Below are 23,816 nucleotides of genomic sequence, written 5' to 3'. Positions count from 1 at the left end.
TTCGGTCTCTATCTGGCCGAGCAGCTGGCGCCGCCGAGCACGCAGAACTTGGCGCAGTGCGGATGGTTCAGGGCGACCTCGCCCAGAGCGTCCTTCAGGCTGGGCCCGAGCTCGAAGCCGGGGTCGTAGGGCGTCAGGGTGCACGCCACCACGACCGGTTCGTCGGCGCCCTTGCGCTTCACCACCATGCGGCTGGACGCGCACATCACGTCGGACGGTGACTTGTGCAGGATCCCCCAGCACGCCTCGGTGATCTCCGGCACGTCGACGCGGGCGTCCATCTCGGGAAACAGCACCAGCCGGCCCGGATCGGCGGCGTCGACCGGGACACCCAGCTCGGCGAACAGGCGCGCATAGCCGGCGCGCGCGTCGGCGTCGCTTTCGTCGGGCATGTGGCGGCCGGCCACCGCCAGCGAGAAGCCCTCGCGCGCCAGCCAGGTGAGGCCGTCCAGGGTCTTGTCCCAGGTGTCCTCGCCGCGCTCGGCCTCATGCACCGCCTGGGTGTAGTGGTCGAGGCTGACGCGGAGGGTGAGCTTGTCGCCGTGGCGCGCCTTCAGCTCCAGCAGCCCCGCCTCGAACCGGCGCATGGGCTTCATGGCGTTGGTCAGCACCAGGGCCTCGTAGCCGCGCTCCAGAGCCGCGCCGACCATGGCGATGATCTCGCGGTTCATGAACGGCTCGCCGCCGGTGAAGCCGATCTCGCGGGTCTGCAGGCCCAGCGCCTCGATCTCGTCGAGGAAGGCCTCGACCTCGGCGGCCGTCAGATAGGCCAGGGCGTCGTTGGTCGGGCTGCTCTCGATGTAGCAGTTGGCGCAGGTCAGGTTGCAGAGCGTGCCGGTGTTGAACCAGAGCGTCTCAAGCCGCTGCAGCTGGACGTGCGCGCGCGGCTCGCCCTTGGCGGTGGTCCGCGGATCGCGAAACTTCTCCGGAGCCAGCGTCTTGGGCGCCGGCGCGACGAAGGGAGAGCGGACGGGGGCGTTCATCTCCCGGGGATCAGAGCGTCCGGGGCGGAGCGGGTCAAGAACGACGTTCGGGAGTCTGGGCCGCGGTCTATCCTCTCTCCACTAGGGGCCGGTCCTAGTTGCGCTCGTCGATCCGGCCATGGTAGCGGCGCAGTGAGGCGCATTGGGTTGAGCTGTTTTAAAATACAGATTCTAGTTGTGGCCCTCATCCTGTTTCGATCAAGCTTGACTGCTCACGAAAAACTGGGAGGGCGCAATGCGAGTTCAACTAGCTTGCTTCGCAACAGTTTTATCCCTTTTGGCCAGTCCAACGCTGGCGCAAGAGGCGACCGGTGGTGGAGTGAAAAAGACGACTGAAACAACCGAGTTTGGAAAATACACAAAATTAAACGCTACCGTAAAAATGGACGGACCGCTGGAGGATTGGTACGCTTACCCGCAATTAACGTACACGCCGCCAAGCAAAATCGGCTTAGAGGAGAGTTCAAAGTGGGAAAGATATTTAAAGGCAATCTTTATTAAGGACTCGAGAGCAGTCGCTCTAACGCTGGACATATCGCTGAAGCGTGAAAATGGAACTGTCACCCCGCTAAATACAATTGTTCTATATAGCGTTACAATGGCGGATAGGCCGGTTGCGGGCAGTCCTAAAGTCGAGGCCAAGAATGAAGTTTGGTATCAAAATCAAGCGGCCCCCTTGGTCAGCCTGAATGACAACGACGTTTTATTGGTTACGCCTAAAATAAGATACTCCAAGAAGTCTCAATCCGAGGTTCTTGCGGCGATAGGGAGGGCGACGAAGGCGGCTGCAGCGTTAGGTGGGCATGGATGGTTAGTGTCGCTTGTCACAGATGCTGAGCGAAGTGCAAAATTCAACGAAATACAATCTGAATTAGATTCCGTGTTCGACTCATCTTATGCTCTCGACACAAAATTTTATATCAATCTTCAGAGGAAGACTTACGGACTAGCGTACAACTTCAACGATTTGCAGCGTGGAATCTCATTTGGAAACTTAGAAATAAGCCCCCATTTCACGTGCACTCGTCTGATTGATGTCCCGGACGGCGGAACATGCGATTGGACAAAAATTGACGCCAACAGTGCTCTGAAGCGGAAAATCAGCGCAGACGGCCTGACTATTGAGGCCGCGATCAAGCAAAAAATCGCGTTTGGATTTCCCGATCTTAGCGCCGACCAAGCTGATCTAAAGCTTCGAGCAAGCTTGTGTGAGCTTGGATGAGGCCCTGAGGGGCGACCAAATGGAGCTTGGCGACAAAGATGCAGCTGTAGTCGCGTACTATTTTCTAAGGTCAACGTCTGCGTTTAAGCGAAAAGCTTTTCGAGAAGGCGACTGTTTTCAGGACTTCCAGCGGCGATGGAAGGCAATTGGTTATTCGGTTCCCCCTCTTGGGCCGCCCATTCAGCCGGTGACTGGTGCGTACATGATCGCTCGTGTTGACGACCTGCGCTCGGTTACAACCGACGGTGGTGCCGATCCAAGTTCAAGGCTGGAAAAATTGCGCTCGTATTTTGTCCGTGACGGCAGCGCAGCGCTCTTATTTGATGCCGAAGTCTTAGGACCTCAGAAGGTTGAACTATCCTGGCACGATGGAATTAGTCTGCCGGAGCCCATTAAATCGCTTCGGATTGAGCGACTTGCTTGCCCAACGGTCACGACCGATGACGCGGCTCCAAAGGAGGAGCAAAAATATCGCGTCAAAGCTTTGGCGCTCCTCAACGGCGAGACGAAGCGTTGGGCGTACATGACTTTTGAATTTGTTGCTGTTGCTGAAGGGGGCGCCCCGCTGAAACGCGTTACGGCCCGGCCGGCTAGTCCTAACGAATTAGTCGGGACGAACTGGTCGTCATGCGACAAGGGAAAGGCACCGGATTTGACGGAATCAGGCAGGCCCATGACTCCCTCATCGAGCGCAGAGGCAGTCCCGCCTAAGTAAACCTCGGCGGAGGCGTGCCGAGTTGGCATATCGGCACGCCTCATTGCGCTCGGCCATAGTCCTAAATGCGAGAGGGGCATGGCTTTGGGCCCAGCCGGTCCTGCTCCCCCAGTCAGCACGGGGAGTCCGCCTCGTGCCTTACGCCGCCTCGAACTTCACCGCTTCGCCCCAGAAGGTCTCGACCAGACCCGATTGCTGGCCGGGAAGGCCCGTCGTCAGGAAGCGGCGCGCGCCGCCCTGTCCGGGGCCGTATTCCGGGTGGCGCTCGAAGTAGCGCGACAGGGCGTCGGCCACCGCTTCCGGCTGGCCGATCAGCGGCGTGCCGGGCGGCAGCACCTCGCGGAACAGGTCGGCGACGATCTCGTAGTGGGTGCAGCCCAGGATGGCCCGGTCCGGCCAGCGGCCGATGCGGGTCTTCAGCGCCTGGGCGTGCGACTGGATCAGGGCGCGCAGGTCTTCGCGCGACGCGCCTTGCTCGATCATGCCGGCCAGGCCCGAGCAGGCTTCGGAGAACACCGCCAGGTCCTGGCGGCGCTTGTCGATCTCGATCTCGTAGACGCGGCTGCCGGCGGTGGCGACGGTGCAGAACACGCCGATCACGTCCAGCTTCTCGATCTTGTCGCCGCGCCGCTCGGCCTCGTGTTCCCAGGGCAGGCCGGTGGCCGCCTCGATGGTCGGCACGATGATGCCCAGAACGTTGACCGGCCGGCCGATTTCCTTGCGGTAGCCCGGCAGCCAGGTCTGCTGCAGCCGCCGCAGCGCCACGGCGGAGGCGGTGTTGCAGGCCAGGACCACGACGTTGGCGCCGGCCTCGAACAGCCGCTCGCAGCCGGCCCGGGTCAGCTCGACGATCTCCTCGCCGGCGCGGCCGCCGTAGGGCGCGCGCGCCTGGTCCGCCAGATAGACGAAGTCGGCGGTCGGAAACCGCTCGACGAGGGTGCGGTGGACGGTCAGGCCGCCCACGCCGGAGTCGAAAACACCGATGGCCATGCTTGTCGCTTAGACCGGCGTCGCAGCGCCGTCCACAGGCCGCGCGGTCGCGGCGCGCAGCTTGGAAAGCGTTGATATGCGCGGTTCTGTCGCAACCATTACAAGTCCGTCATTTTCCTGCACCGCTTGCGCGCTGTAGGTTGCGAGCCAACTAACGACCAAATTCAAGTCGGGAGACGATATGCGCAACCTTCTGCTCGCGGGCGCCAGCGCGGCCGCGGTGGCTTTCGCCGGTCAAGCCATGGCCCAGGATCACGCCCACCACGCCGCCGCCGCCGCGACCGCGCCGGCCGACGCCAACCCGCTGCTGCAGAAGTGGACCGGCCCGTACGGCGGCGTCCCGGCCTTCGACAAGGTGAAGGTCTCGGACTTCAAGCCGGCGCTCGAGGCCGCCATGGCGCAGAACCTGCGCGAGGTCGACGCCATCGCCAACAACAAGGCGAAGCCGACCTTCAAGAACACCATCGAGGCGCTGGAGGATTCCGGCCGCGCGCTGAACGACATCTACACCTACTACGGCATCTGGAGCTCGACCCTGTCGACGCCGGAGTTCCAGGCCGTCGAAGAGGAGATGGACCCGAAGCTGGCCGCCCACGGCGACAAGATCACCCAGAACGCCGCGCTCTTCGCGCGCGTCGAGGCGGTCTACAATTCGCCTGAGAAGAAGAAGCTGACGGCCGAGCAGCAGCGCCTGCTGTGGCAGACCTACACCGGCTTCGTGCGCCAGGGCGCCAAGATGGACCCGGCCGCCAAGGCCCGCATGGCCCAGATCAACCAGGAGCTGGCCGGCCTCTACACCAAGTTCAGCCAGCACCTGCTGGCCGACGAGAACACCACCATCGAGCTGACCCAGGCCGACCTGGCCGGCCTGCCCGACAGCCTGAAGGCCGCCGCCGCCGCCTCCGCCAAGCAGCGCGGCATGGACGGCAAGTACGTGATCGTGAACACCCGCTCGTCGGTCGATCCGTACCTGACCTACGCCACCAACCGTGCCATGCGCGAGAAGGTGTGGAAGGCGTTCGTCAACCGCGGCGACAACGCCGACGCCAACGACAACAACGCCATCATCACCCAGATCCTGAAGCTGCGCGCCGAGCGCGCCAAGCTGCTGGGCTACAAGACCCACGCCCACTGGCGTCTGGAAAACTCCATGGCCAAGACGCCGGAAGCGGCGATGGAGCTGATGGAGAAGGTCTGGACCCCGGCCGTCGCGCGCGTCCACGAGGAAGTCGCCGACATGCAGGCGATCGCCGACAAGGAAGGCGCCAGCATCAAGATCGAGCCGTGGGACTACCGCTTCTACCAGGAGAAGGTCCGCAAGGCGAAGTACGACCTCGACCAGAACGAAGTGAAGCCGTACCTGAACCTGGAGAACCTGCGCGAAGGCATGTTCTGGTCGGCCGGCCAGCTGTACGGCTTCCAGTTCAAGCCGATCACCAACGTGCCGGTGGCCCACCCCGACATCCGCGTCTGGGAAGTGCTGGACGCCAAGGGCAAGCACGTCGGCCTCTGGTACTTCGATCCGTACGCCCGTCCGGGCAAGCGCTCGGGCGCGTGGATGAACGCCTATCGCAACCAGGAGCGGTTCAAGGGCGAGGTCACGACCATCGTCTCGAACAACTCGAACTTCGTGAAGGGCGCCCCCGGCGAGCCGGTCCTGATCTCCTGGGACGACGCCGAGACCCTGTTCCACGAGTTCGGCCACGCCATCCACGGCCTGAACTCGAACGTGACCTACCCGTCGCTGTCGGGCACCAACGTGTTCCGCGACTACGTGGAGTTCCCGTCGCAGCTGAACGAGCACTGGCTGTCCACGCCGGAAGTGCTGAACAAGTTCGCGGTCAACGCCAAGGGCGAGCCGATCCCGGCCGCGCTGGTCGCCAAGATCAAGGCCACCTCGACCTTCAACCAGGGCTTCGCCACGGTTGAATACCTGTCGTCGGCCCTGATCGACATGAAGCTGCACCTGGCTGGCGACGCCACCATCGACCCGGACAAGTTCGAGCGTGACGAGCTGGAGAAGCTCGGCATGCCGCACGAGCTGGTCATGCGTCACCGCACCCCGCAGTTCGGCCACGTGTTCTCGGGCGACGGCTACTCGGCCGGCTACTACAGCTACCTGTGGGCCGACACCCTGACCGCCGACGTGGCGGAAGCCTTCGAGGAGAGCCCGGGCGGCTTCTACGACAAGGCCACCGCCAAGAAGCTGCACGACGACATCATGTCGGTCGGCAACTCGATCGATCCGGCCGAGGGCTTCCGCCGGTTCCGCGGTCGGGACGTCAAGATCGACGCCCTGATGCGCGACCGCGGCTTCCCGGTGCCGGGCGAGACCAGCACCAAGGCGGGCAAGTAAGACCCGTTGTGAACCACCCTGAGGGCGGCGGAGCGATCCGCCGCCCTTTCGGCTTTCCGGTCCCGCCGGGCCGGCCAAGAAACGTCATCGAGGAAACACCATGCGTCTCCTGCTCTCCGTCTGCGCGGCCGCCCTGCTGGCCGCCGGCGCCGCGAACGCCCAGACCGCCCCCGCCGCCGCCGCGAGCGCGCCGGCCGCCAGCGCGACCGATCCCTTCCAGTGGCTGGAGGACGTCAACGGCGCCCGCTCGATGGAGTGGGTGAAGGCCCAGAACGCCAAGGCCAAGGCGACGCTGGAAGGCGACGCCCGCTTCGAGGAATTCCGCAAGGAAGGCCTGGCGATCTTCACCGCCCAGGACCGCATTCCCTATCCGTCGTTCCGCGCCGGCGCGGTCGACAACCTGTGGCAGGACGCTGAGCGTCCGCACGGCGTGTGGCGCAAGGCTTCGGTCGAGTCGTACCGCACGGCCGAGCCGGCCTGGGAGACCGTCCTGGACATCGACGCCCTGGCCAAGGCCGAGGGCCGCGACTGGTTCCTGAAGGGCTCGATCTGCCTGTCGCCCGACGAGACCCGCTGCCTGCTGCGCCTGTCGGACGGCGGCAAGGACGCGGTGACGCTCCGTGAATTCGACACCAAGACGAAGACCTTCGTCGACGGCGGCTTCACCCTGTCGGAAGGCAAGCAGTACGCCGAGTGGATCGACGCCGACACCCTGGTGGTCGGGCGCGACTGGGGCGCGGGCTCGCTGTCCGAGTCCGGCTATCCGATCGTGCTGAAGACCCTGAAGCGCGGCCAGGGCGTCGACCAGGCCAAGGAGATCTACCGCGGCGAGGCCAAGGACGTCTGGGTGCAGCCCTTCGCGCTGCGCGACGCCGACGGCAAGCTGCAGGCCCTGATGATCGACCACGGCCTGACCTTCTTCGAGAAGGAATACCTGCTGGTCACCGACAAGGGCGCGGTGAAGCTGCCGTTCCCGAAGAAGGCCAGCATCCAGAGCCTGGTGAACGGCCAGGTGGTGTTCACCGTCGAGGAGGACTGGAACGGCTTCAAGGCGGGCGACCTGCTGGCCTACGACCTGGCCGCCCTGAAGCGCGATCCGGCCAAGGCCAAGGCGACCCTGATCTACAGCCCCAAGCCGAACCAGGCCGTCGAAGGCGTGGCCTCCACGCGTGACCGGCTGGTCGTCACCGGCCTGGAGGACGTCACCGGCTTCGTCGACGTCTACGGCTACGCCAAGGGCAAGTGGACGGCCAAGCGCCTGAACATGCCGGCCAACAGCTCGATCAACATCGTCGACACGTCCAAGTCGTCGAACCGCCTGTTCCTGACCACCCAGGGCTTCCTGGACCCGACCACGCTGGTGCTGGCCGACGCCTCGACCGGCTCGGTCGAGAAGGTGAAGGCCCTGCCGGCCCGCTTCGACGCCTCGAAGGACACGGTCGAGCAGTTCTGGGCCACCTCGAACGACGGGACCAAGATCCCGTACTTCGTCGTGCACCGTAAGGATATCAAGCTGGACGGCTCGACGCCGACCCTGATGTACGGCTACGGCGGCTTCCAGCTGTCCAAGCCGCCGGTCTACCTGCCGGAGGTCGGCAAGCTGTGGCTGGAGCGCGGCGGCGCCTACGTGATCGCCAACATCCGCGGCGGCGGCGAGTTCGGCCCGGCCTGGCACGACGCCGTGCTGAAGGCCAACCGGCAGAAGGCGTTCGACGACTTCGCCTCGGTCGGCCAGGACCTGATCTCGCGCAAGATCACCTCGGCGCGGCACCTGGGCATCTACGGCCGCTCCAACGGCGGCGTGCTGACCACCGTGTCGATGACCCAGCACCCGGAGCTGTTCAACGCCGTGGTGGTGGAGAGCCCGCTGATCGACATGATGCGCTACCACAAGCTGTCGGCCGGCGCGTCGTGGGTGGGCGAGTACGGCAATCCGGACATCCCGGAAGAGGCCGCCTACATCGCCAAGTACTCCGGCTACCAGAACCTGCGGCCGGGCGTGACCTATCCGAAGGCCTACATCACCACCAACACCAAGGACGACCGCGTCCACCCGGGCCACGCCCGCAAGTACGCGGCCAAGCTCGAGGCGATGGGCGTCCCCTACATCTACTTCGAGGACGACTTCGGCGGGCACTCCTACGACGCCGACCCGACCGCCAACGCGGCGCGCTGGGCCCGTCACTACGTGTACCTGTCGCAGCAGCTGATGGACTGATCCGTCGGCGACCGACCTGGAATGCGAAGGCCCCGGAGCGAGCTGCTCCGGGGCCTTTTGCTTGACCGTCGTTCCCCGTCGCCCGAGGTTGGCCGCGGGGCTTGGGAGGACGGTCATGCGGGCGTGGATCATGGCGGCGGCGCTGGCCGCCGCGGCGGGAACGGCTCAGGCCGAGGTGGTCGACGCCCAGGCGGGCGGCTTCCAGGTGCGCGAGACGGTCGAGGTCGCGGCGAAGCCGGACGCGGTCTGGAAGGCCCTGGTCGACGTCGGCGGCTGGTGGTCGTCCGACCACACCTGGTCGGGCGATGCGAAGAACCTGTCGCTCGATCCGAAGCCCGGCGGCTGCTGGTGCGAGCGCTGGCCCGACGGCGGCGCCCAGCACATGACCGTCACCTTCGTGCAGTCGAACCGCGAGCTGCGGACGACGGGCGCGCTCGGCCCGCTGTCCATGATGGCCGTGTCCGGGGCCATGACCTTCAAGCTGCAGCCGAAGGGCGAGGGCACGACCCTGACCGTGACCTATTCGGTCGGCGGCTACGCGCCCCAGGGCCTGGCCGGCCTGGCCGCGCCGGTCGACGGCGTGCTCAAGGCCCAGGTCGAGCGGTTGGGGCGCTACGCCGCGACGGGCAAGCCCTGAGAGGGGCCCCGGACGTGCGCCCTCCCTTCGTGAGATTGACCACTCACCTTTTGGCGTCCGCCGTCGCCGCGATGGCGGCCTGCGTCGCGGGGCCTCCTGCGTTGATGCTCGCTCTGGCCTTGCGCGGGGGAAACGAAGACGGCTTCGGCTCGATCGTTGTGGCGGTGCTCGGCGCGTTCGCCTTCGTGTCTCTGCCGGTTCTGGCGCTGAGCTTTTGCGGGGTTTTCGTGCTCTTCGCAGTCGCTTTGGGCGGAGCTATGAGGATGTCGCCGCAGGCGGGGCGAACCAGAACCGGATCTGTCCTGCTGGTGTCGGTAGGAGCCGGGGCGCTGTTTTTCGCGCTCGCCTGGTGGATGAAAGACGCGCCGGACGGGAGCGCTCTGCTCTGGGCAGGGCGGGTGACGGGAAGCCGGCCGCTATCGGCCGTCCTCGGTAGCGCGAGCGACGCGGCCGTGCCGCTGGTCATGCTCGCGACCGTGGTGGCCGCCCTGGCCGGGGGCCTCGCCTACGCGTGGTTCACTCGGCGGGGCGCACGCTCCGCCCAATAGAAAAGGCCCTCCCCGTGAAGGGAGGGCCTTCCACCAACAAGCGTCAGGTGCTGGCGCTCAGCCCGCCTTGCGGGCGCTCTCGGCGCGGACGACCTGGGAGGCGGCGGCGACCACGGCGGCGATGCGCAGGCAGGCCTGGATCTGGCTCGAGGGCACGCCGTGCTTGCGCAGTTCGTTCTCGTGGGCGTCGAGGCAGGCGCCGCAGCCGTTGATGGCCGACACCGCCGTGCACCACAGCTCGAAATCGGCCTTCGGCGCGCCCGGGTTGGCGATGACGTTCATGCGCAGCTTGGCCGGCATGGTCCGGTACTCGGCGTTGTGCATCAGGTGCAGCGCCCGGTAGTAGACGTTGTTCATGCCCATGATGGCGGCGGCGGCGCGGGCCGCGTCGCGGACTTCCTCGGGCAGGTCGGCGGCCATGGCCTCGAAGGCCTGGACCACTTCCGGCACGCCGCCGGCGTGGGCCGAGGCGAGGAAGGTTCCCCACTTCTGCTGGTCGTTCAGGACCGTCTCGTTCGCCAGCGACGAAAGGTTCAGCGACAGGTCTTTGGCGTAAGACGGCAGCGTCTCGCGCAGGGCGTCGAGCGACATGGGGCGGTCCTTGAGTGTCGGAAGAAGGAAGGGGGCCCGGGCGGCGAGCCTTAAGTTGGGGGAGGAGCCGCCCGGGCGAAGCGGGCCGTTTAGGCGGCCGGCTTGAGGGTCTCGCCGCCCACCGGGCGGTTGCAGGCGCACAGTTCGTCGGTCTGCAGGCCGTCCAGCACGCGCAGGGTGTCGGCCGGGGCGCGGCCGACGTTCAGGCCGTTGACGGTGACGTGCTGCACGACGTTGTGCGGGTCGACGATGAAGGTGGCGCGCAGGGCGACGCCGGCGGTCTCGTCGAGCACGCCCAGGGCGCGGGCCAGGCGGCCGCCGTTGTCGGCGAACTGCCAGATCGGCAGCTTGTTCAGGTCGGCGTGGTCACGACGCCAGGCCAGCTTCACGAACTCGTTGTCGGTCGACCCGCCCATCACGACGGCGTCGCGGTCGGCGAATTCCTTGCCCAGGCGGGCGAATTCCGCGATCTCGGTCGGGCACACGAAGGTGAAGTCCTTCGGGTAGAAGAAGATGACCTTCCACTTGCCCGAGAAGCTTTCCGGCGTGATCGCCTCGAACGCGCTGTGGCCGTTCTCTTCGTGCGAGTTGAAGCCCGGCTTCACGCCGACAACTTCGAAATTGGGGAGTTTTTCTCCGACGCCGATCATCGCGCATCTCCTTGGAATGGTGGTGCGGCGAGGCCGCCGCTGAGGGGGTGTTTAGAGACCCTCGGATCGAAACTCCAATCGATTGTTTTTGGTTTCGGCATAAATCCAGCCTATATGTCGGCCATGCTTCCCAGCCTCCGACAGCTTCAGTACCTCAAGCTCCTGGCCGAGCACGGCTCGTTCAGCCGCGCGGCCGACGCCGCCCACGTCTCCCAGCCGGCCCTGTCGGCGGGCGTGCAGGAGCTGGAACGCATCCTCGGCGCGCCGGTGGTCGAGCGCGCCCGCGGCGGGGTGATCCTGACCGCGATCGGGGCCGAGGCGGTGCGCCGGGCCGAGGACGTGCTGGCCCGCACCGAGGACCTGGTCGAGGCCGCCCGCGGCGCCGGCAAGCCGCTGTCCGGGCGTTTTCGCTTGGGCGTGATCCCCACGGTCGCGCCCTTCCTGCTGCCCAAGGCCCTGCCCGAACTGAAGCGCCGCTGGCCGGCCCTGCGCCTCTACCTGCGCGAGGACCTGACGCCCCGGCTGATCGCGGCGCTGAAGTCCGGCGCCCTGGACGCGGCGGTCATCGCCCTGCCGTACGACACGGCGGGCCTGGACTGCGCCCGCATCGGCGACGACGAGATCATGGCCGCGGCCCCAACCGACCATCCCTGGGCCACCGGCGATCGGGTGGACCCGCAGGCGTCCGACGTCGCCGACCTGATCCTGCTGGAGGACGGCCACTGCCTGCGCGAGCACGCCCTCTCGGCCTGCGCGCTGGAGCCGCCCAAGGGCGAGGACGTGTTCGCCGCCACCTCGCTGCACACCCTGGTGCAGATGGTCGGCTCGGGCCTGGGGGTCAGCTTCCTGCCGCATATGGCGGTGAAGGCGGGCCTCGCCGACGGCGCGGCCGTGGCGGTTCGGCCGCTGCGCGGCGACGCTCCGAAACGCGAGATCGTGGTCGCCTGGCGGGCCGGCTCCAGCCGCGCGCGCGAAGCCGAACTGCTGGCCGAGGCGTTCCGCGACGTCTGACAAACGCGTTATGCCTGGGCCGTAAGGGGTGCGACGCCTTGCGCCAGAAGGCGCGACCCCCGATATTTCATGCCTAGGGCCCACGACGCGGGCCGCTTAGGGGACTTGCTTCGCGATGAGCGACTTCAACAACGGCTATTCGCGCCCGATCCCGTCGACCGGCGACATGGCCGTCGACGCGGGCCTGCGCCGCTTCATGCTGGGCGTCTACAACAAGATGGCCCTGGGTCTGGTCCTGTCCGGCGCGCTGGCCTTCGCCACCTCGTCGATCGAGCCGGTGCGCGACCTGCTGTTCCGCATCAACGGCGAGGGCCAACTGGCCGGCTACACCGGCCTGGGCACGCTCGTCGCTTTCGCGCCGGTGGCGATCATTCTGTTCTCCGGCTTCTTCCTGCGCGGCGTCAGCGAGCGCACCGCCGGCATCTACTACTGGACGATCGTCGCCCTGGTCGGCGCGTCGCTGGGCACCGTGGGCCTGCTCTACACCGGCGCCAGCGTGGCCATGATGTTCTTCATCACAGCCGCGGCGTTCGGCGGGCTGAGCCTGGCCGGCTACACCACGAAAAAGGACCTCTCCGGCATGCGGGCGTTCCTGGTCATGGGCGCCTGGGGCCTGCTGGTCGCCCTGCTGGTCAACGGCTTCATCCTGCAATCGGGCGCGATGCTGATGATCCTCAGCGCCGTCGGCGTGCTCATCTTCGCCGGCCTGATCGCCGCCGAGACCCAGCACCTGAAGATGACCTACTACCAGGTGGGCGGCGACGAGGCCTCGCTGGGCGTGGCGACCAACCTCGGCGCGCTCAACCTGTACCTGTCGTTCGTGAACCTGTTCCGCTTCCTGCTGATCCTGTTCGGCCAGCGCCGCTGATCGCAGGGGACATGAGACGTGGAGAGGCCCCGGCGGGCGACCGCCGGGGCCTTCTTCATTCCACCCTCCTGGCGGTCTCCGACCGCCGGGGCCTTCTTCATTCCACGATGCTGAACCTGCCCTTGTCGAACAGGCGCAGCACCTGGCCCAGGTCGTGGCCGCGCTTGAGTACGTGACCGCCCTGGCCGACGACGGCCCAGGCGCCTTGGCGGCGGGCCAGATCGGGGCGCTTTTCGATGCGGTAGAGGGGGGCTTCGGAGGCGCGACGGAACACCGAGAACACCGCCATGTCCTTCAGGCCGGCGATGCCGTAGTCGCGCCACTCGCCGGCGGCGACCATCCGTCCGTACAGGCGCATCAGGGCGTCGAGCTCTTTGCGCTCGAAAAACACCGGCCCCGCGACCGCCGTAGAATAGGCTTCGAAGCTCATCCCGCAACGAGCCTAAACCCGTCCTGGTTCGGGCGCCAGTCCGGGTAGGTTGAGGCGCCCGTTGCACGGCCGCAACGCTTGTGGAGCGACGTTACGAAGAAAACAGGCGGGAACACGAAAAGGCCCTAATTCGGTCCATCGCGCGCCTGTTTGCGACAGCATCTTAACAGCGTCGGCCGGTCGGGGTCACGAAGAGGTCCCGGATCCTGAACAGCCCCCCCAGCCCCCCTGGACTTTAACGGGGCTCCGGTCGGTCGACTTTCCTCCAAGCGACGAACGCCCGCGCGACCTCCTCCCCCCCCTCCGGTCCGCGGGCGTTTTCGCGTCTGGCGCTCAGCGCGAGGACGCCTCCGCTTTCAGCTGATCCGACCATAGCAGCCGCCCGTCGCTGAGCACGGCCTCGACCTGTCCCACGGCGGCGACGTCGCGGACCGGGTCGGCTTTCAGGAACACCACGTCGGCTTCCCAGCCCGGCGCGAGCCGGCCGGTGCGGTCGTCCACGCGAAGCGCGCGGGCGGCGTCGGAGGTGGCCATGCGCAGGATCGCCCAGTTCGAAATCCCGGCGTCGGCGTGCAGCTTCATTTCGCGACCGAGGCTCGCGCCCGGCACGAGGAAGGGATTGGCCATGTCGGTGCCGATGGTCAGCGGCACGCCGGCCTCGTGCATCATCCGGGTCAGCTTCAGCACCTTGGGCCAGACCGCCTTGGCGCGGCGGTAGTCGTCCGCCTTCCAGCCCAGATCGAAGCGGAAGCCGCTGCGCCAGTTCTTCAGCAGGGACGGATAGGCCAGGGCCGCGTCGGCGTCGGTCACCGCCGGATCGTCGCCCCAGAACGCCAGGTAGAAGGCGATCAGGGTGGCGTCGACCTCGACCTTCCGCTCGGCCAGCGTGTCGATCATCCGCCGGATCTCCGGCCCGTCGAGATCGACCGCCTCGTACCATTCGAAGAAGCTGTAGGACCCGTGCCGGGTGGAGGCGACATAGGCCGCGCGCCGATCGGCCGGCAGCAGGTCCGGGTTGATCGGCATGGCGTGCACCAGCGAGTCGATCCCCAGCTCCGCCGCCCGGGTCCAGCTGACGCCCTCCAGGTGGCCGATGGTGCGCACCCCGGCGGCCTTCGCCGCGGCGATCCCCTCGGCCAGGTCCTGCTCGTTCAGCGTGGTGTAGAGCTTCACATAATCGACCCCGGCCGCGGCCTCTTCGGCGGCGATGACGGCCACCGACCGGTCGGCGGTCGGAATGGCGACCAGCCCGTCCAGGGGGACGGGGCTTCGGTCGATGATCAGGCCCGCGACCAGGGCCTCGGGCCCAAGGATCCTCCCGGCCCGCTGGTCGCGCGCATAGGCGGTGGTGTTGACCGTGTCGCCGCCGGGATCGCGCACGGTGGTGACGCCGTAGGCCAGCAGCATGCGGCCGTTGTAGGCGACGATCTGCGGGTCGTAGGCCACCTTCACGCGCGGCTGGCCGTCCTGCACCGCCACGCTGAGCGGCCCCAGGGTCACGTGCGCGTGGGTGTCGAACAGGCCGGGCAGGGCGTAGCGGCCGGTGAAGTCGTGGCGCCGGTCGGCCGGGATGGCGCGCGGCGCGCGGCCGGTCCCCATCCGCACGATCTTGCCGTCGTCGACCACCAGCCAGGCGTTCGCGGTGGTGGTCTCGTGCTCGGGATCGACCAGGGTGACGCCGTAGTACAGGTGCGGCTCGGCGGCGGCCGCCCCGGCGCCGGCGCAAAGGGCCAGCGCGCTGACGGCGCCCAGGCAGACGCGGCGGATGAGGGACATGCGAAGCTCCAGCTTTGTTCGAGCTGCAAGTCCCGTGACGCTGGCCGCCGCTTACGCCCGCGGGCGAAAATTTTCTTTGTAAGAAGACGCCGACCTGCGGGACTAGGCGCGAGATGGTCTCGATCGAACAGGTGATCGCCGCCTACGGGCCGGCGCTGGTGCGTATCGCGGCCAGCTACGAGCGGGAGCGCGCGCTACGCGACGACCTCGTGCAGGAGATCACGGTGGCGATCTGGCGGGCCCTGTCCAGCCTGCAGGACCCGGCCAAGCTGAAGCCCTTCGTGTTCCGCATCGCGCACAACCGCGCGGTCAGCCATGTGGCGCGCCAGGCCGCCCGGCCCGGGCGGGCCGAGCTTTCGGAGGCGCTGCACGACGGCGAGGCCGACCCGGAGGCGCGCCTGGTGGGCAAGGAGCGGTCCGAGCGGCTGGTCGAGGCGGTGCGCCGCCTGCCGCTGGCCTACCGCCAGGTGGTCACCCTGGCGCTCGAGGACCTGAGTTACGACGACATCGCTGAGGCGCTGGGGTTGAGCGTGTCCAACGTGGGCGTGCGGCTGAACCGCGCCAAGGCGCAACTGAAGGCGATGCTGGATGGCTGACGACTTCCTGGACGAGGCGCGGCGCAACTGGCGCGCTCAGGATGCGGAGATCGAGGGGGTGACGGCCCGTCTGCGCCGCGACCTGGCGTTTCAGCGGCTGATGCAGGGCGGCGAGTTCGTCGCGGCGGTGATCGCCGTCGCGGCCGGCGTGGGCTTCGCCTGGATGGGCGTGGTGCAGGGCGACGCCCGCCTGATCGTCGCCGCGGCGGTGTTGCTGGTGCTTCTGCCCCTGCTCACCTGGGCCGCCTGGCGGGTGCGACGGCAGGAGCCGCGCTGGGCCGAGGACGAACCAGTCGGGGTGGTGGAGCACATGCTCGCGCGGGTCGAGGCGACCCGGCGGCTGATGAGCCTCGCCCTGTGGCAGGCCTGGACCCTGGTCGGCACGGTCGCGGCGATGTGGGCGGTGACCCTGTTCGGCCGAGGCGCGGTCGACGCCGGCCTCTGGATCGTAACCGCCGCGCTGCTGGCCAGCGCCGCCGCGGCGGCCGGCTGGGCGGTCTGGCGCGAGCGCGGCCTGAAGCGCGAACGCGCCAATTGCGAGCGGCTGCTGGAGGAGCTGCGGCGGGACTAGGCGTCCTGCCTTAGCGGGGCCAGCAGCTCCGGCCGGCGGTCCAGCGAGGCCGCGGCCTTCTTCAGCTCGGCGAACAGGTGGGGGCGCAGCCACGCCTTCGCCGCCTCGACAGGCTCATCCCGCACACGGAAGAACGCCGCCAGGGCGAAGGCCCATTCCCGTTCGGTCAAATAGCCCTGCCGCGACCAGCTCCAGCCCTGGCTCATGAAGTCCTGGTGCTGCTGGTAGCGGAACGCGCAGTTCGCGCCGAACAGGCCGAACCCCAGGTAGACCGTGGTCAGGTCGGTGGCGAACTCCTCGGCGTCCTTACCGCCCGGCGGCCCGTCGGGCAGGGTGGCCAGCAGGTAGTGGGCCAGTTCGTGGGCGAGGGTGGCGACCAGGGCGTGCGGATCGTCCACCGCGCCGGGATCGTAGGTGATCAGGACCTCGTTGCCCTCGGGGCCGAAGGTGCCGGCCGGCGCATGGCCCTTCAACGGGGTCAGGGTGAGGAACTCGCTCACCCGAGCCTTGGGCCGTTCCGGCTGGGCTTCGAGGCGGCAGGGCCAGTCCGCCAGGCCGGCGTGGCGCTTCACCGACGCGAACACGTGTTCGGCGCGCGCGTGGCCCGTCGCCTCCGTCGGGGGGAAGAAGGCCCGGGTCGGGACGACCAGGGGCCGCGACCTGAGATCGCTCAGGCCGCCGAGGCGCTCCAGCAGCCAGCGCCAGACGTCGAGCTGCCAGGCCTCGACCTCGGGATCGAGGTAGGATTTTTGTTTTGAGAACAGTGAGAACATGACGCCCCCGCTGGGTGAGCATGTCACCCCGGCGCCGGGTCCGTCGAGATCAGCGTTGCTTGGCGGCCAGGATGCGGCCGTCGCGTGCCTGGACCAGCACGACGGTCTTCAGGCCGGGCTCCTCGGCCTTGGGCAGGCGGAACACGGCCGGGCGGCCTTTCCAGGAGCCCAGCTTGACGAGTTCGCGCACGACGTTGCCGTGGCGGACGGTCTGGCCCTTGTTCTCGCCGCGCTTGACCGCAACTTCCTGGTCGGCGTCCTCGTAGCGTACCAGCCAGACCTGGGCCCCGCCGCGCGGCGACTTGCCGGAGCCGACCGCGACGCGGTCGGCGCTGGGGAAGGCCATGTCGGGCGGATAGGCGCGGTGGACGGCTTCCTCGTGCACCGCCGCGGCGACGTCGTCCGGCTTGCCGCCCGAGAGCTGGCGCTTGCCGTCGATCACGAACTGCGGGGTGTAGACGTCGCGCAGGCTCATCGCCGTCTGGTAGGCGCGCTGGCGCTCGGTGAACTCCGGCTTGGCGAAGGTGTCGCGCCAGCCCAGGTAGTCCCAGTAGTCGACGGCGAAGGTGAGGGCGATGACGCCGGGCTTGTCGGCCAGCTCCATCAGGACTTCGTTGGCCTGCGGACAGCCGGAACAGCCCTGGCTGGTGAACAGCTCGACCACCACGGGCTCGCGCGCGGCCGACGGCTTTGCCGCCGCGGGGCTCGCCAGCACGGCGATCAGAAACAGGGGCGCGATCCGACGCATGGTTCGCTGATTAACGAATCCGGAGCTTGAGCGCGCCTCACCAATGCGTGAGCGCGGCCGTATGCCCCGCCCCCGACTGGCGCCGGGGGCGGGGCATACGCGGAAATCAGCCCGCGCGGGCCAGGTTGCGGAGCACGTAGGGCATGACGCCGTCCGACTTGAAGTACTCCAGCTCGGTCGGGGTATCGATGCGGCAACGCACCGGGAAGCGGGCCATCTTGCCGTCCGACGGGCGGAACAGCTCGACCCACAGTTCCTGACGCGGCTTCACGTCGGTCAGGCCGCGGATGGTGACGATCTCCTCGCCGGTCAGGCCCAGCTTGGCCCAGCCGTCGACCTTGAACTGCAGCGGCAGCACGCCCATGCCGACCAGGTTCGAGCGGTGGATGCGCTCGAAGCTCTCGGCGATCACCGCGCGCACGCCCAGGAGCTTGGTGCCCTTGGCCGCCCAGTCGCGCGACGAACCGGTGCCGTACTCCTTGCCCGCGAACACGACCAGCGGACGGCCCTCGGCCTGGTAGCGCATGGCCGCGTCGTAGATCGACATCACTTCGCCGGACGGGAAGTGCTTGGTCACGCCGCCTTCGATCTCCGGGGTGATCTTGTTGCGGATGCGGATGTTGGCGAAGGTGCCGCGCACCATCACTTCGTGGTTGCCGCGACGCGCGCCGTAGGAGTTGAAGTCCGCCGGATCGACGCCGTGGGCGACCAGGTACTCGCCGGCCGGCGAGGCCTTCTTGATCGAACCCGCCGGGCTGATGTGGTCGGTGGTGATCGAGTCGCCGAACACGCCCAGGATCCGGGACTCGACGATGTCGGTCACCGGCTTGGGCTCCATGCCCATGCCCTCGAAGTACGGCGGGTGCTTCACGTAGGTCGACTTGTCGTCCCAGGTGTAGGTCTTGCCGCCGGCGACCTTGATGCCCTGCCAGGCCTTGTCGCCCTTGAAGACGTCCTTGTAGCGCTTGGCGAACATCTCGCCGGACACGGCGCCGCGCTGGATTTCGGCGATCTCCGCCGAGCTCGGCCACACGTCCTTCAGATAGACGGCCTGGCCGTCCTTGCCTTCGCCGATCGGGTCGTTCCAGACGTCGATCTTCATCGAGCCGGCCAGGGCGTAGGCGACCACCAGCGGCGGCGAGGCCAGGTAGTTGGCCCGCACGTCCGGGTTCACGCGGCCTTCGAAGTTACGGTTGCCCGACAGCACCGACACGGCGACCAGGTCGCCCTCGGCGATGGCGGCCGAGATCGGCGCCGGCAGCGGGCCCGAGTTGCCGATGCAGGTGGTGCAGCCGTAGCCGACCAGGTTGAAGCCCATGGCGTCCAGGTCGTCCTGCAGGCCGGCCTTCTCCAGGTAGTCGGTCACGACCTGCGAGCCGGGGGCCAGCGAGGTCTTCACCCACGGCTTCACCTTCATGCCGAGCGCGCGCGCCTTGCGGGCGACCAGGCCGGCGGCGATCAGCACCGACGGGTTGGAGGTGTTGGTGCAGCTGGTGATGGCGGCGATCACCACGTCGCCGTCGCTGACCGAGAAGTCGGAGTCGGCGACCTTGACGGTCTTCTCTTCAGTCTTGCCGAACACGTCCTTCATGGCCGTGGCGAACTGCGAGGCGGCCTCGACCAGCGGCACGCGGTCCTGCGGACGCTTCGGGCCGGCCAGCGACGGCTGGACGGTCGCGACGTCGAGCTCGAGGGTGTCGGAGAACACCGGCTCCGGCGTGCTCTCGTCGACCCACAGGCCGTTGGCCTTGGCGTAGGCTTCGACCAGGGCGACCCGGTCCTTGGCCCGGCCGGTGGCGGTCAGGTAGTCGATGGTGGCGCGCGACACCGGGAAGAAGCCGCAGGTGGCGCCGTACTCGGGGGCCATGTTGGCGATGGTCGCCTGGTCCTCGATGGTCAGGTGGGCCAGGGCGTCGCCGTAGAACTCGACGAACTTGCCGACCACGCCCTTCTTGCGCAGCATCTGGGTGACGGTCAGCACCAGGTCGGTGGCGGTCGCGCCTTCCGGCAGCTTGCCGCTCAGCTTGAAGCCGATCACCTCGGGGATCAGCATCGGGATCGGCTGGCCCAGCATGGCCGCTTCAGCCTCGATGCCGCCCACGCCCCAGCCCAGCACGGCCAGCCCGTTGATCATGGTGGTGTGGCTGTCGGTGCCGACCACGGTGTCCGGATAGGCGGTGACCACCTTGCCCTCTTCCGAGGTCCAGACGGTCTGGGCCAGGTTCTCCAGGTTGACCTGGTGGCAGATGCCGGTGCCCGGGGGCACCACGCGGAAGCTGTTGAAGGCCGACGAACCCCAACGGAGGAAGCGGTAGCGCTCGATGTTGCGCTCGTATTCCTTCTCGACGTTGGACTTGAACGAGGTCGGCTTGCCGAAGAAGTCGACCATCACCGAGTGGTCGATGACCAGGTCGACCGGGTTCAGCGGGTTGATCTTGTCCGGGTTGGCGCCGAGCTTGGTCATGGCGTCGCGCATGGCGCCCAGATCGACCACGGCCGGAACGCCGGTGAAGTCCTGCATCAGCACGCGGGCCGGGCGGAAGGCGATCTCGTGCTCGACCTTGCCCTTGTTTTCCAGCCAGGCGGCGATGGCCTTGACGTCGGCGCCGGTGACGGAAACGCCGTCCTCGTTACGCAGAAGGTTCTCCAGCAGCACCTTCAGCGACACCGGCAGACGGGAAATTCCCGACAGACCGGCTTCCTCGGCGGCGGCGAGGCTGTAATAGACGTACTTCTTCCTACCGACGGAAAGATCCCGACGGGTGCTGAAGCTGTCGATGGACGGCATGAACGATCCTCTTTCTTCACCAGGCCGCCCCAAGGCGGGGAGCGGGATCGCGCGCTTCCGACCGGGACGCACAGGTTCCCGGTCCGCGCCGCGTCAGTCCCGCACGGCCGCGCGTTGTTTAGACGCAGCTCAGCCCGGCGTCGAGGCGTACCGGCTTACACGCGAGTCGTTCTCATGATCGCGCGCGTGAGCGTGGAAAACCTGTCGGTCGGGCGCGGCGAACGCGTGCTGTTCCAGGGCTTGTCCTTCGCCCTGGCGGCCGGCGAGGCCGTGGCCCTGATCGGGGCCAACGGGGCGGGCAAGACCAGCCTGTTGCGCGCGGTCGCCGGCTTCGTGCGGCCGCTGGCCGGTCAGGTCCGCTTCGAAGGCGCGGACGGCGAGCGCGAGCCGGACGAGGCGCGCGCGCAGGGCCTGCATCTGCTCGGCCACCACGACGGCCTCAAGCCCGGGCGAACCGCCTGGGAGGAGCTGCGCTTCCAGTCCCTGTGGGCCGGCGGCACCGAGCAAAGCGCCCGCGCCGCCGTCGAAAAGATGCAGCTGAAGCCGCTGCTCGACCTGGAAATCCGCAAGCTCTCCGCTGGCCAACGCCGGCGCGTGTCCCTGGCCCGCCTGGCCGCGGCCCCGCGCCCGTTGTGGCTGCTCGACGAACCGCTGGCCCCGCTCGACGCCGAGCGGCGCGTGCGCATGGGCGAGCTGATGGCCGCTCACCTCACCGGCGGCGGCATGATCCTGGCCGCGGTGCACGATCCCCTGCCCGTGCCCGCGAGGGCGGTCGAGATCGGAGCGGCGGTCGCGTGAAGTCGCTCTGGACGCTGTATCGCCGCGAGCTGGATCTCGCCTGGGGCCGCGGCGGCGGGCCTCTGCTGGCCTGCGCCTTCTACGCCTGCGTGGCCACCCTGCTGCCGCTGGCGGCGGGGCCCTCGCCCGAGCGGCTGGCCGCGGTCGCGCCGGGCTCGGCCTGGCTGGCCCTGGCGCTGGCTTCGCTGCTGTCGCTCGAGCGGCTGTTCGAGCGCGACTACGAGGACGGGGCGCTGGATCTGCTGACCCTGGGCCCGGCCGCGATCGAGGCCGTCGCCTTCGTGAAGTGCCTGGCCCAGTGGACGGCCAACGGCCTGCCCCTGGCGGTGTTCGCGCCCTTGGCCGCGGTGGCGCTGGGAGCGCCGGTCGAGGTCGCGCCCCTGACCCTGGCCTGCGCCCTGATCGGCGGCCTCGGCTTCGCCTTCGTCGGCGGCACCGGCGCGGCGCTGGCGCTCGGCGCGCGGCGCGGCGGCGTGCTGGTGGCGGTGGTGGTGCTGCCGCTGTTCGCCCCGCCGGTGATCTTCGGGGCGGGGACCATCGAGGCCTTCGCCGCCGGCCTGAACTGGACGCCGGGCTTCGCCTTCCTGACGGCGTACAGCCTGGCCGCCGTGGCGCTCACACCGCTGGCCATGGGCGCGGCGGTCAGGAACGCGCTCAGCTGATCCTTCTCCCGCGAGGGGTCAGAGGAAGCTGTACGGATCCACGTCCACGGTCACCCGCACGCTGCCGGGGACCTTCACCTGGGCGAGCCACGTCCCTAGGAATGCCTGCAGATCGACGTCGCGGTCTGCGCGGACCAGCAGGCGCTTGCGCCGTCGGCCGCGCACCAGGCTGAGCGGCGCGTCGGCCGGCCCGTAGACCTCCAGCCGCTCGGCGTTCGGGATGGCCGCGGCCAGGGCGCGGGCGTAGGTCTCCAGCGCCGCGCCGTCCGGGCTGGACAGCACGATGGCGGCCAGCCGGCCGTGTGGCGGCAGGCCCGCCGCCTTGCGCTCGGCGGTCTCGGCTTCGACGAAGGCGTCGCGGTCCTGGGCCTTCAGGGACTGCATGACACCGTGGTCGGGCATGTAGGTCTGCAGCAGGGCCCGGCCCGGCTTGTCGGCGCGGCCGGCCCGTCCGGTGGCCTGGGCCAGGAGCTGGAAGGTGCGCTCGCCGGCGCGCAGGTCGCCGCCGCGTAAACCGAGGTCCGCGTCGACGACGCCCACCAGGGTCAGGTTGGGGAAGTTGTGGCCCTTGGCCGCCGCCTGGGTGGCGACCAGGATGTCGATCTCGCCCTCGGCCATGCTGCGCACCAGGGCGCGCGCGCTCTCGCCGTCCGGCACGGTGTCCGAGGAGAACACCGCCACCCGCGCCTGCGGGAACAGCTCGCGCACCTCTTCCTCGACCCGCTCCACGCCCGGCCCGACCGAGACGAGGCTGTCCTCGGCGCTGCAGTGCGGGCAGCGCTTCGGCTTGGGCATGGAGAAGCCGGTCAGGTGGCAGACCAGCCGGCCGGTGTAGCGGTGCTCGACCAGCCAGGAGTCGGTGTCCGGCGCGGTCATGCGCTCGCCGCAGGCCCGGCACAGCACCAGCGGCGCGTAGCCCCGCCGGTTCAGGAACAGCAGGGACTGTTCGCCGCGCGCGAAGGTCTCGCCGATCGCCTTGATCAGCCGCGGCGACAGCCAGCGGCCGCGCTCGGGCGGGGTCTCGCGCATGTCGACCAGATCGATGTCGGGCAGGCGCGCCGCGCCGTGGCGGCTGGCCAGCCGCAGCCAGCGGTAGCGGCCGGCCTCGGCGTTGGCGAGGGTCTCCAGCGACGGGGTGGCCGAGGCCAGCACCACGGCGGAGCCCTCGATCTTGGCCCGCGCCACCGCCAGGTCGCGGGCGTGGTAGATCAGCCCCTCTTCCTGCTTGAAGGAGCTGTCGTGCTCCTCGTCGACGACCAGCAGGCGCAGGGACTGGAACGGCAGGAACAGGGCCGAGCGGGCCCCCACGACGATGCGGCAGCGGCTGGCGGCGACCGCCTCCCACACCTTGCGGCGCTTGGGCAGGGACACGCCCGAATGCCACTCGGCCGGGGTGACGCCGAAGCGCTGCTCGAAACGGGCGATCACCGCTTGGGTGAGCGCGATCTCGGGCAGCAGCACCAGAATCTGGGCGGCCGGATCGGCGGCCAGGGCGTGGGCCACGGTCTCCAGATAGACCTCGGTCTTGCCGGCCCCGGTGACGCCGTCCAGCAGGGCGGCCTGGAAGCCGCCCGCGTCGAACGCCGCGTTCAGGGCCTTGGCCGCGGCCGCCTGGCTGGGGTTGAGCGAGGACGCCGTGTGGTTCGGATCGGGCTCGGGGAAGGCGGGCGGCTCGAGGATCTCGACCACCTGCAGCGCGCCCTCGTCGACCAACCCCTTCACCACGCCGGACGACACGCCGGCGGCGCGGGCCAGCTCGGCGGGCGAGCGGGCGAATTCGGCGGCGACCTCCAGCACGCGGCTGCGGGCCGGTGTCGCGCGGGCCGGCTGCACGCCGGTCGGGACCAGCCGCTTCTCCGGCTTGGGCGGCGGCGCGCGCAGGCCG

General features: G+C 68.5%; 22 protein-coding genes. 12 read left to right on the top strand and 10 right to left on the bottom strand.

The window, feature by feature from the left end:
* Positions 1-8: 8 nt before the first annotated feature.
* Entirely contained in the window at positions 9-983 is a 975-nt protein-coding gene (locus tag G3573_RS06545) for a radical SAM protein (protein WP_163260282.1), read from the bottom strand.
* Positions 984-1,218: 235 nt separating this feature from the next.
* Here G3573_RS06545 and G3573_RS06540 point away from each other — a divergent pair, with 235 nt between their 5' ends.
* Both G3573_RS06540 and G3573_RS06535 read left to right on the top strand, forming a co-directional pair.
* Complete coding sequence (locus G3573_RS06540) at positions 1,219-2,205, top strand: hypothetical protein (RefSeq protein ID WP_163260281.1); 987 nt, start codon at positions 1,219-1,221, stop codon at positions 2,203-2,205.
* 19 nt (positions 2,206-2,224) lie between these two features.
* Entirely contained in the window at positions 2,225-2,920 is a 696-nt protein-coding gene (locus tag G3573_RS06535; RefSeq protein WP_163260280.1) for a hypothetical protein, read from the top strand.
* Positions 2,921-3,058: 138 nt separating this feature from the next.
* On the opposite strand, the gene G3573_RS06530 is transcribed toward G3573_RS06535, so the two are convergent.
* A complete protein-coding gene (locus G3573_RS06530; protein WP_163260279.1) occupies positions 3,059-3,910 on the bottom strand; it encodes an aspartate/glutamate racemase family protein in 852 nt (283 codons plus the stop codon).
* A gap of 241 nt (positions 3,911-4,151) precedes the next feature.
* On the opposite strand from G3573_RS06530, the gene G3573_RS06525 reads away from it, so the two are divergent.
* The 4 genes from G3573_RS06525 (at position 4,152) to G3573_RS06510 (ending at position 9,669) form a co-directional block, all read left to right on the top strand.
* Positions 4,152-6,266 (top strand): M3 family metallopeptidase, encoded by a 2,115-nt coding sequence (locus G3573_RS06525; protein WP_205598107.1) that lies wholly within the window; start codon positions 4,152-4,154, stop codon positions 6,264-6,266.
* A 100-nt stretch (positions 6,267-6,366) separates the two neighbouring features.
* The gene (locus G3573_RS06520) at positions 6,367-8,484 is read left to right on the top strand and encodes a prolyl oligopeptidase family serine peptidase (protein ID WP_163260277.1); all 2,118 of its coding nucleotides are present in this window, start codon (positions 6,367-6,369) and stop codon (positions 8,482-8,484) included.
* A gap of 115 nt (positions 8,485-8,599) precedes the next feature.
* The gene (locus tag G3573_RS06515; protein ID WP_163260276.1) at positions 8,600-9,121 is read left to right on the top strand and encodes an SRPBCC domain-containing protein; all 522 of its coding nucleotides are present in this window, start codon (positions 8,600-8,602) and stop codon (positions 9,119-9,121) included.
* 104 nt (positions 9,122-9,225) lie between these two features.
* The gene (locus tag G3573_RS06510) at positions 9,226-9,669 is read left to right on the top strand and encodes a hypothetical protein (RefSeq protein WP_163260275.1); all 444 of its coding nucleotides are present in this window, start codon (positions 9,226-9,228) and stop codon (positions 9,667-9,669) included.
* Positions 9,670-9,726: 57 nt separating this feature from the next.
* Here the strand turns inward: G3573_RS06510 and G3573_RS06505 are convergent, their stop codons facing one another.
* Positions 9,727-10,260: a carboxymuconolactone decarboxylase family protein gene (locus G3573_RS06505; protein WP_163260274.1), complete on the bottom strand. Its 534-nt coding sequence runs from the start codon at positions 10,258-10,260 to the stop codon at positions 9,727-9,729.
* Positions 10,261-10,349: 89 nt separating this feature from the next.
* The gene (locus tag G3573_RS06500; protein WP_163260273.1) at positions 10,350-10,910 is read right to left on the bottom strand and encodes a peroxiredoxin; all 561 of its coding nucleotides are present in this window, start codon (positions 10,908-10,910) and stop codon (positions 10,350-10,352) included.
* A gap of 123 nt (positions 10,911-11,033) precedes the next feature.
* Between G3573_RS06500 and G3573_RS06495 the strand changes: the two genes are divergently transcribed.
* Positions 11,034-11,921 carry a hydrogen peroxide-inducible genes activator gene (locus G3573_RS06495; protein ID WP_163260272.1) on the top strand — a complete coding sequence of 296 codons (888 nt, stop codon included), beginning with the start codon at positions 11,034-11,036 and terminating at the stop codon, positions 11,919-11,921.
* 115 nt (positions 11,922-12,036) lie between these two features.
* Positions 12,037-12,789, top strand: a complete 753-nt coding sequence (locus tag G3573_RS06490) for a Bax inhibitor-1/YccA family protein (protein WP_163260271.1) — start codon at positions 12,037-12,039, stop codon at positions 12,787-12,789.
* Between the two features lie 97 nt (positions 12,790-12,886).
* Here the strand turns inward: G3573_RS06490 and G3573_RS06485 are convergent, their stop codons facing one another.
* On the bottom strand, positions 12,887-13,219 hold the full coding sequence (locus tag G3573_RS06485) for a DUF2794 domain-containing protein (protein WP_163260270.1): 333 nt from the start codon (positions 13,217-13,219) through the stop codon (positions 12,887-12,889).
* A 333-nt stretch (positions 13,220-13,552) separates the two neighbouring features.
* The gene (locus G3573_RS06480; RefSeq protein WP_163260269.1) at positions 13,553-14,995 is read right to left on the bottom strand and encodes an amidohydrolase family protein; all 1,443 of its coding nucleotides are present in this window, start codon (positions 14,993-14,995) and stop codon (positions 13,553-13,555) included.
* 113 nt (positions 14,996-15,108) lie between these two features.
* On the opposite strand from G3573_RS06480, the gene G3573_RS06475 reads away from it, so the two are divergent.
* Positions 15,109-15,591: a sigma-70 family RNA polymerase sigma factor gene (locus tag G3573_RS06475; protein ID WP_163260268.1), complete on the top strand. Its 483-nt coding sequence runs from the start codon at positions 15,109-15,111 to the stop codon at positions 15,589-15,591.
* Positions 15,584-16,162 carry a hypothetical protein gene (locus G3573_RS06470; protein ID WP_163260267.1) on the top strand — a complete coding sequence of 193 codons (579 nt, stop codon included), beginning with the start codon at positions 15,584-15,586 and terminating at the stop codon, positions 16,160-16,162. The genes G3573_RS06475 and G3573_RS06470 overlap by 8 nt, the downstream gene beginning before the upstream one ends.
* Here G3573_RS06470 and G3573_RS06465 read toward each other — a convergent pair.
* From G3573_RS06465 to acnA, 3 genes are all read right to left on the bottom strand, one after another.
* The gene (locus G3573_RS06465; RefSeq protein WP_163260266.1) at positions 16,159-16,935 is read right to left on the bottom strand and encodes a hypothetical protein; all 777 of its coding nucleotides are present in this window, start codon (positions 16,933-16,935) and stop codon (positions 16,159-16,161) included. The two genes, G3573_RS06470 and G3573_RS06465, sit on opposite strands and share 4 nt — an antisense overlap.
* Positions 16,936-16,984: 49 nt before the next feature.
* Positions 16,985-17,683: a DUF1223 domain-containing protein gene (locus G3573_RS06460; RefSeq protein WP_163260265.1), complete on the bottom strand. Its 699-nt coding sequence runs from the start codon at positions 17,681-17,683 to the stop codon at positions 16,985-16,987.
* Between the two features lie 106 nt (positions 17,684-17,789).
* On the bottom strand, positions 17,790-20,471 hold the full coding sequence (gene acnA, locus G3573_RS06455; protein WP_163260264.1) for an aconitate hydratase AcnA: 2,682 nt from the start codon (positions 20,469-20,471) through the stop codon (positions 17,790-17,792).
* Positions 20,472-20,645: 174 nt separating this feature from the next.
* Between acnA and ccmA the strand changes: the two genes are divergently transcribed.
* Both ccmA and ccmB read left to right on the top strand, forming a co-directional pair.
* Entirely contained in the window at positions 20,646-21,269 is a 624-nt protein-coding gene (ccmA, locus tag G3573_RS06450) for a heme ABC exporter ATP-binding protein CcmA (protein WP_163260263.1), read from the top strand.
* Complete coding sequence (gene ccmB / locus G3573_RS06445; RefSeq protein ID WP_163260262.1) at positions 21,266-21,931, top strand: heme exporter protein CcmB; 666 nt, start codon at positions 21,266-21,268, stop codon at positions 21,929-21,931. The genes ccmA and ccmB overlap by 4 nt, the downstream gene beginning before the upstream one ends.
* Before the next feature lie 18 nt (positions 21,932-21,949).
* Here ccmB and G3573_RS06440 read toward each other — a convergent pair.
* Positions 21,950-23,816: primosomal protein N' (locus G3573_RS06440; protein ID WP_163260261.1), on the bottom strand; the 1,867-nt coding region annotated here is incomplete at its 5' end.

The organism is Caulobacter sp. 17J65-9 (genome assembly GCF_010975005.1).
Classification (GTDB): Bacteria; Pseudomonadota; Alphaproteobacteria; order Caulobacterales; family Caulobacteraceae; genus 17J80-11.
Note: the sequence above shows the minus strand (reverse complement) of the source record. Positions and strands in the feature narration are given on the sequence as shown.

What these genes read in the sequence shown, in the direction of transcription:
- G3573_RS06470 (WP_163260267.1), top strand. Translation starts at nt 15,584, where the DNA reads ATGGCTGACGACTTCCTGGACGAGGCGCGGCGCAACTGGCGCGCTCAG.
- G3573_RS06510 (WP_163260275.1), top strand. Translation starts at nt 9,226, where the DNA reads ATGCTCGCTCTGGCCTTGCGCGGGGGAAACGAAGACGGCTTCGGCTCG.
- G3573_RS06520 (WP_163260277.1), top strand. Translation starts at nt 6,367, where the DNA reads ATGCGTCTCCTGCTCTCCGTCTGCGCGGCCGCCCTGCTGGCCGCCGGC.
- G3573_RS06460 (WP_163260265.1), bottom strand. Translation starts at nt 17,683, where the DNA reads ATGCGTCGGATCGCGCCCCTGTTTCTGATCGCCGTGCTGGCGAGCCCC.
- G3573_RS06515 (WP_163260276.1), top strand. Translation starts at nt 8,600, where the DNA reads ATGCGGGCGTGGATCATGGCGGCGGCGCTGGCCGCCGCGGCGGGAACG.
- G3573_RS06485 (WP_163260270.1), bottom strand. Translation starts at nt 13,219, where the DNA reads ATGAGCTTCGAAGCCTATTCTACGGCGGTCGCGGGGCCGGTGTTTTTC.
- G3573_RS06475 (WP_163260268.1), top strand. Translation starts at nt 15,109, where the DNA reads ATGGTCTCGATCGAACAGGTGATCGCCGCCTACGGGCCGGCGCTGGTG.
- G3573_RS06525 (WP_205598107.1), top strand. Translation starts at nt 4,152, where the DNA reads ATGGCCCAGGATCACGCCCACCACGCCGCCGCCGCCGCGACCGCGCCG.
- G3573_RS06490 (WP_163260271.1), top strand. Translation starts at nt 12,037, where the DNA reads ATGAGCGACTTCAACAACGGCTATTCGCGCCCGATCCCGTCGACCGGC.
- G3573_RS06530 (WP_163260279.1), bottom strand. Translation starts at nt 3,910, where the DNA reads ATGGCCATCGGTGTTTTCGACTCCGGCGTGGGCGGCCTGACCGTCCAC.
- G3573_RS06540 (WP_163260281.1), top strand. Translation starts at nt 1,219, where the DNA reads ATGCGAGTTCAACTAGCTTGCTTCGCAACAGTTTTATCCCTTTTGGCC.
- G3573_RS06545 (WP_163260282.1), bottom strand. Translation starts at nt 983, where the DNA reads ATGAACGCCCCCGTCCGCTCTCCCTTCGTCGCGCCGGCGCCCAAGACG.
- G3573_RS06465 (WP_163260266.1), bottom strand. Translation starts at nt 16,935, where the DNA reads ATGTTCTCACTGTTCTCAAAACAAAAATCCTACCTCGATCCCGAGGTC.
- G3573_RS06535 (WP_163260280.1), top strand. Translation starts at nt 2,225, where the DNA reads ATGGAGCTTGGCGACAAAGATGCAGCTGTAGTCGCGTACTATTTTCTA.
- G3573_RS06500 (WP_163260273.1), bottom strand. Translation starts at nt 10,910, where the DNA reads ATGATCGGCGTCGGAGAAAAACTCCCCAATTTCGAAGTTGTCGGCGTG.
- acnA (WP_163260264.1), bottom strand. Translation starts at nt 20,471, where the DNA reads ATGCCGTCCATCGACAGCTTCAGCACCCGTCGGGATCTTTCCGTCGGT.
- G3573_RS06480 (WP_163260269.1), bottom strand. Translation starts at nt 14,995, where the DNA reads ATGTCCCTCATCCGCCGCGTCTGCCTGGGCGCCGTCAGCGCGCTGGCC.
- G3573_RS06495 (WP_163260272.1), top strand. Translation starts at nt 11,034, where the DNA reads ATGCTTCCCAGCCTCCGACAGCTTCAGTACCTCAAGCTCCTGGCCGAG.
- ccmA (WP_163260263.1), top strand. Translation starts at nt 20,646, where the DNA reads ATGATCGCGCGCGTGAGCGTGGAAAACCTGTCGGTCGGGCGCGGCGAA.
- G3573_RS06505 (WP_163260274.1), bottom strand. Translation starts at nt 10,260, where the DNA reads ATGTCGCTCGACGCCCTGCGCGAGACGCTGCCGTCTTACGCCAAAGAC.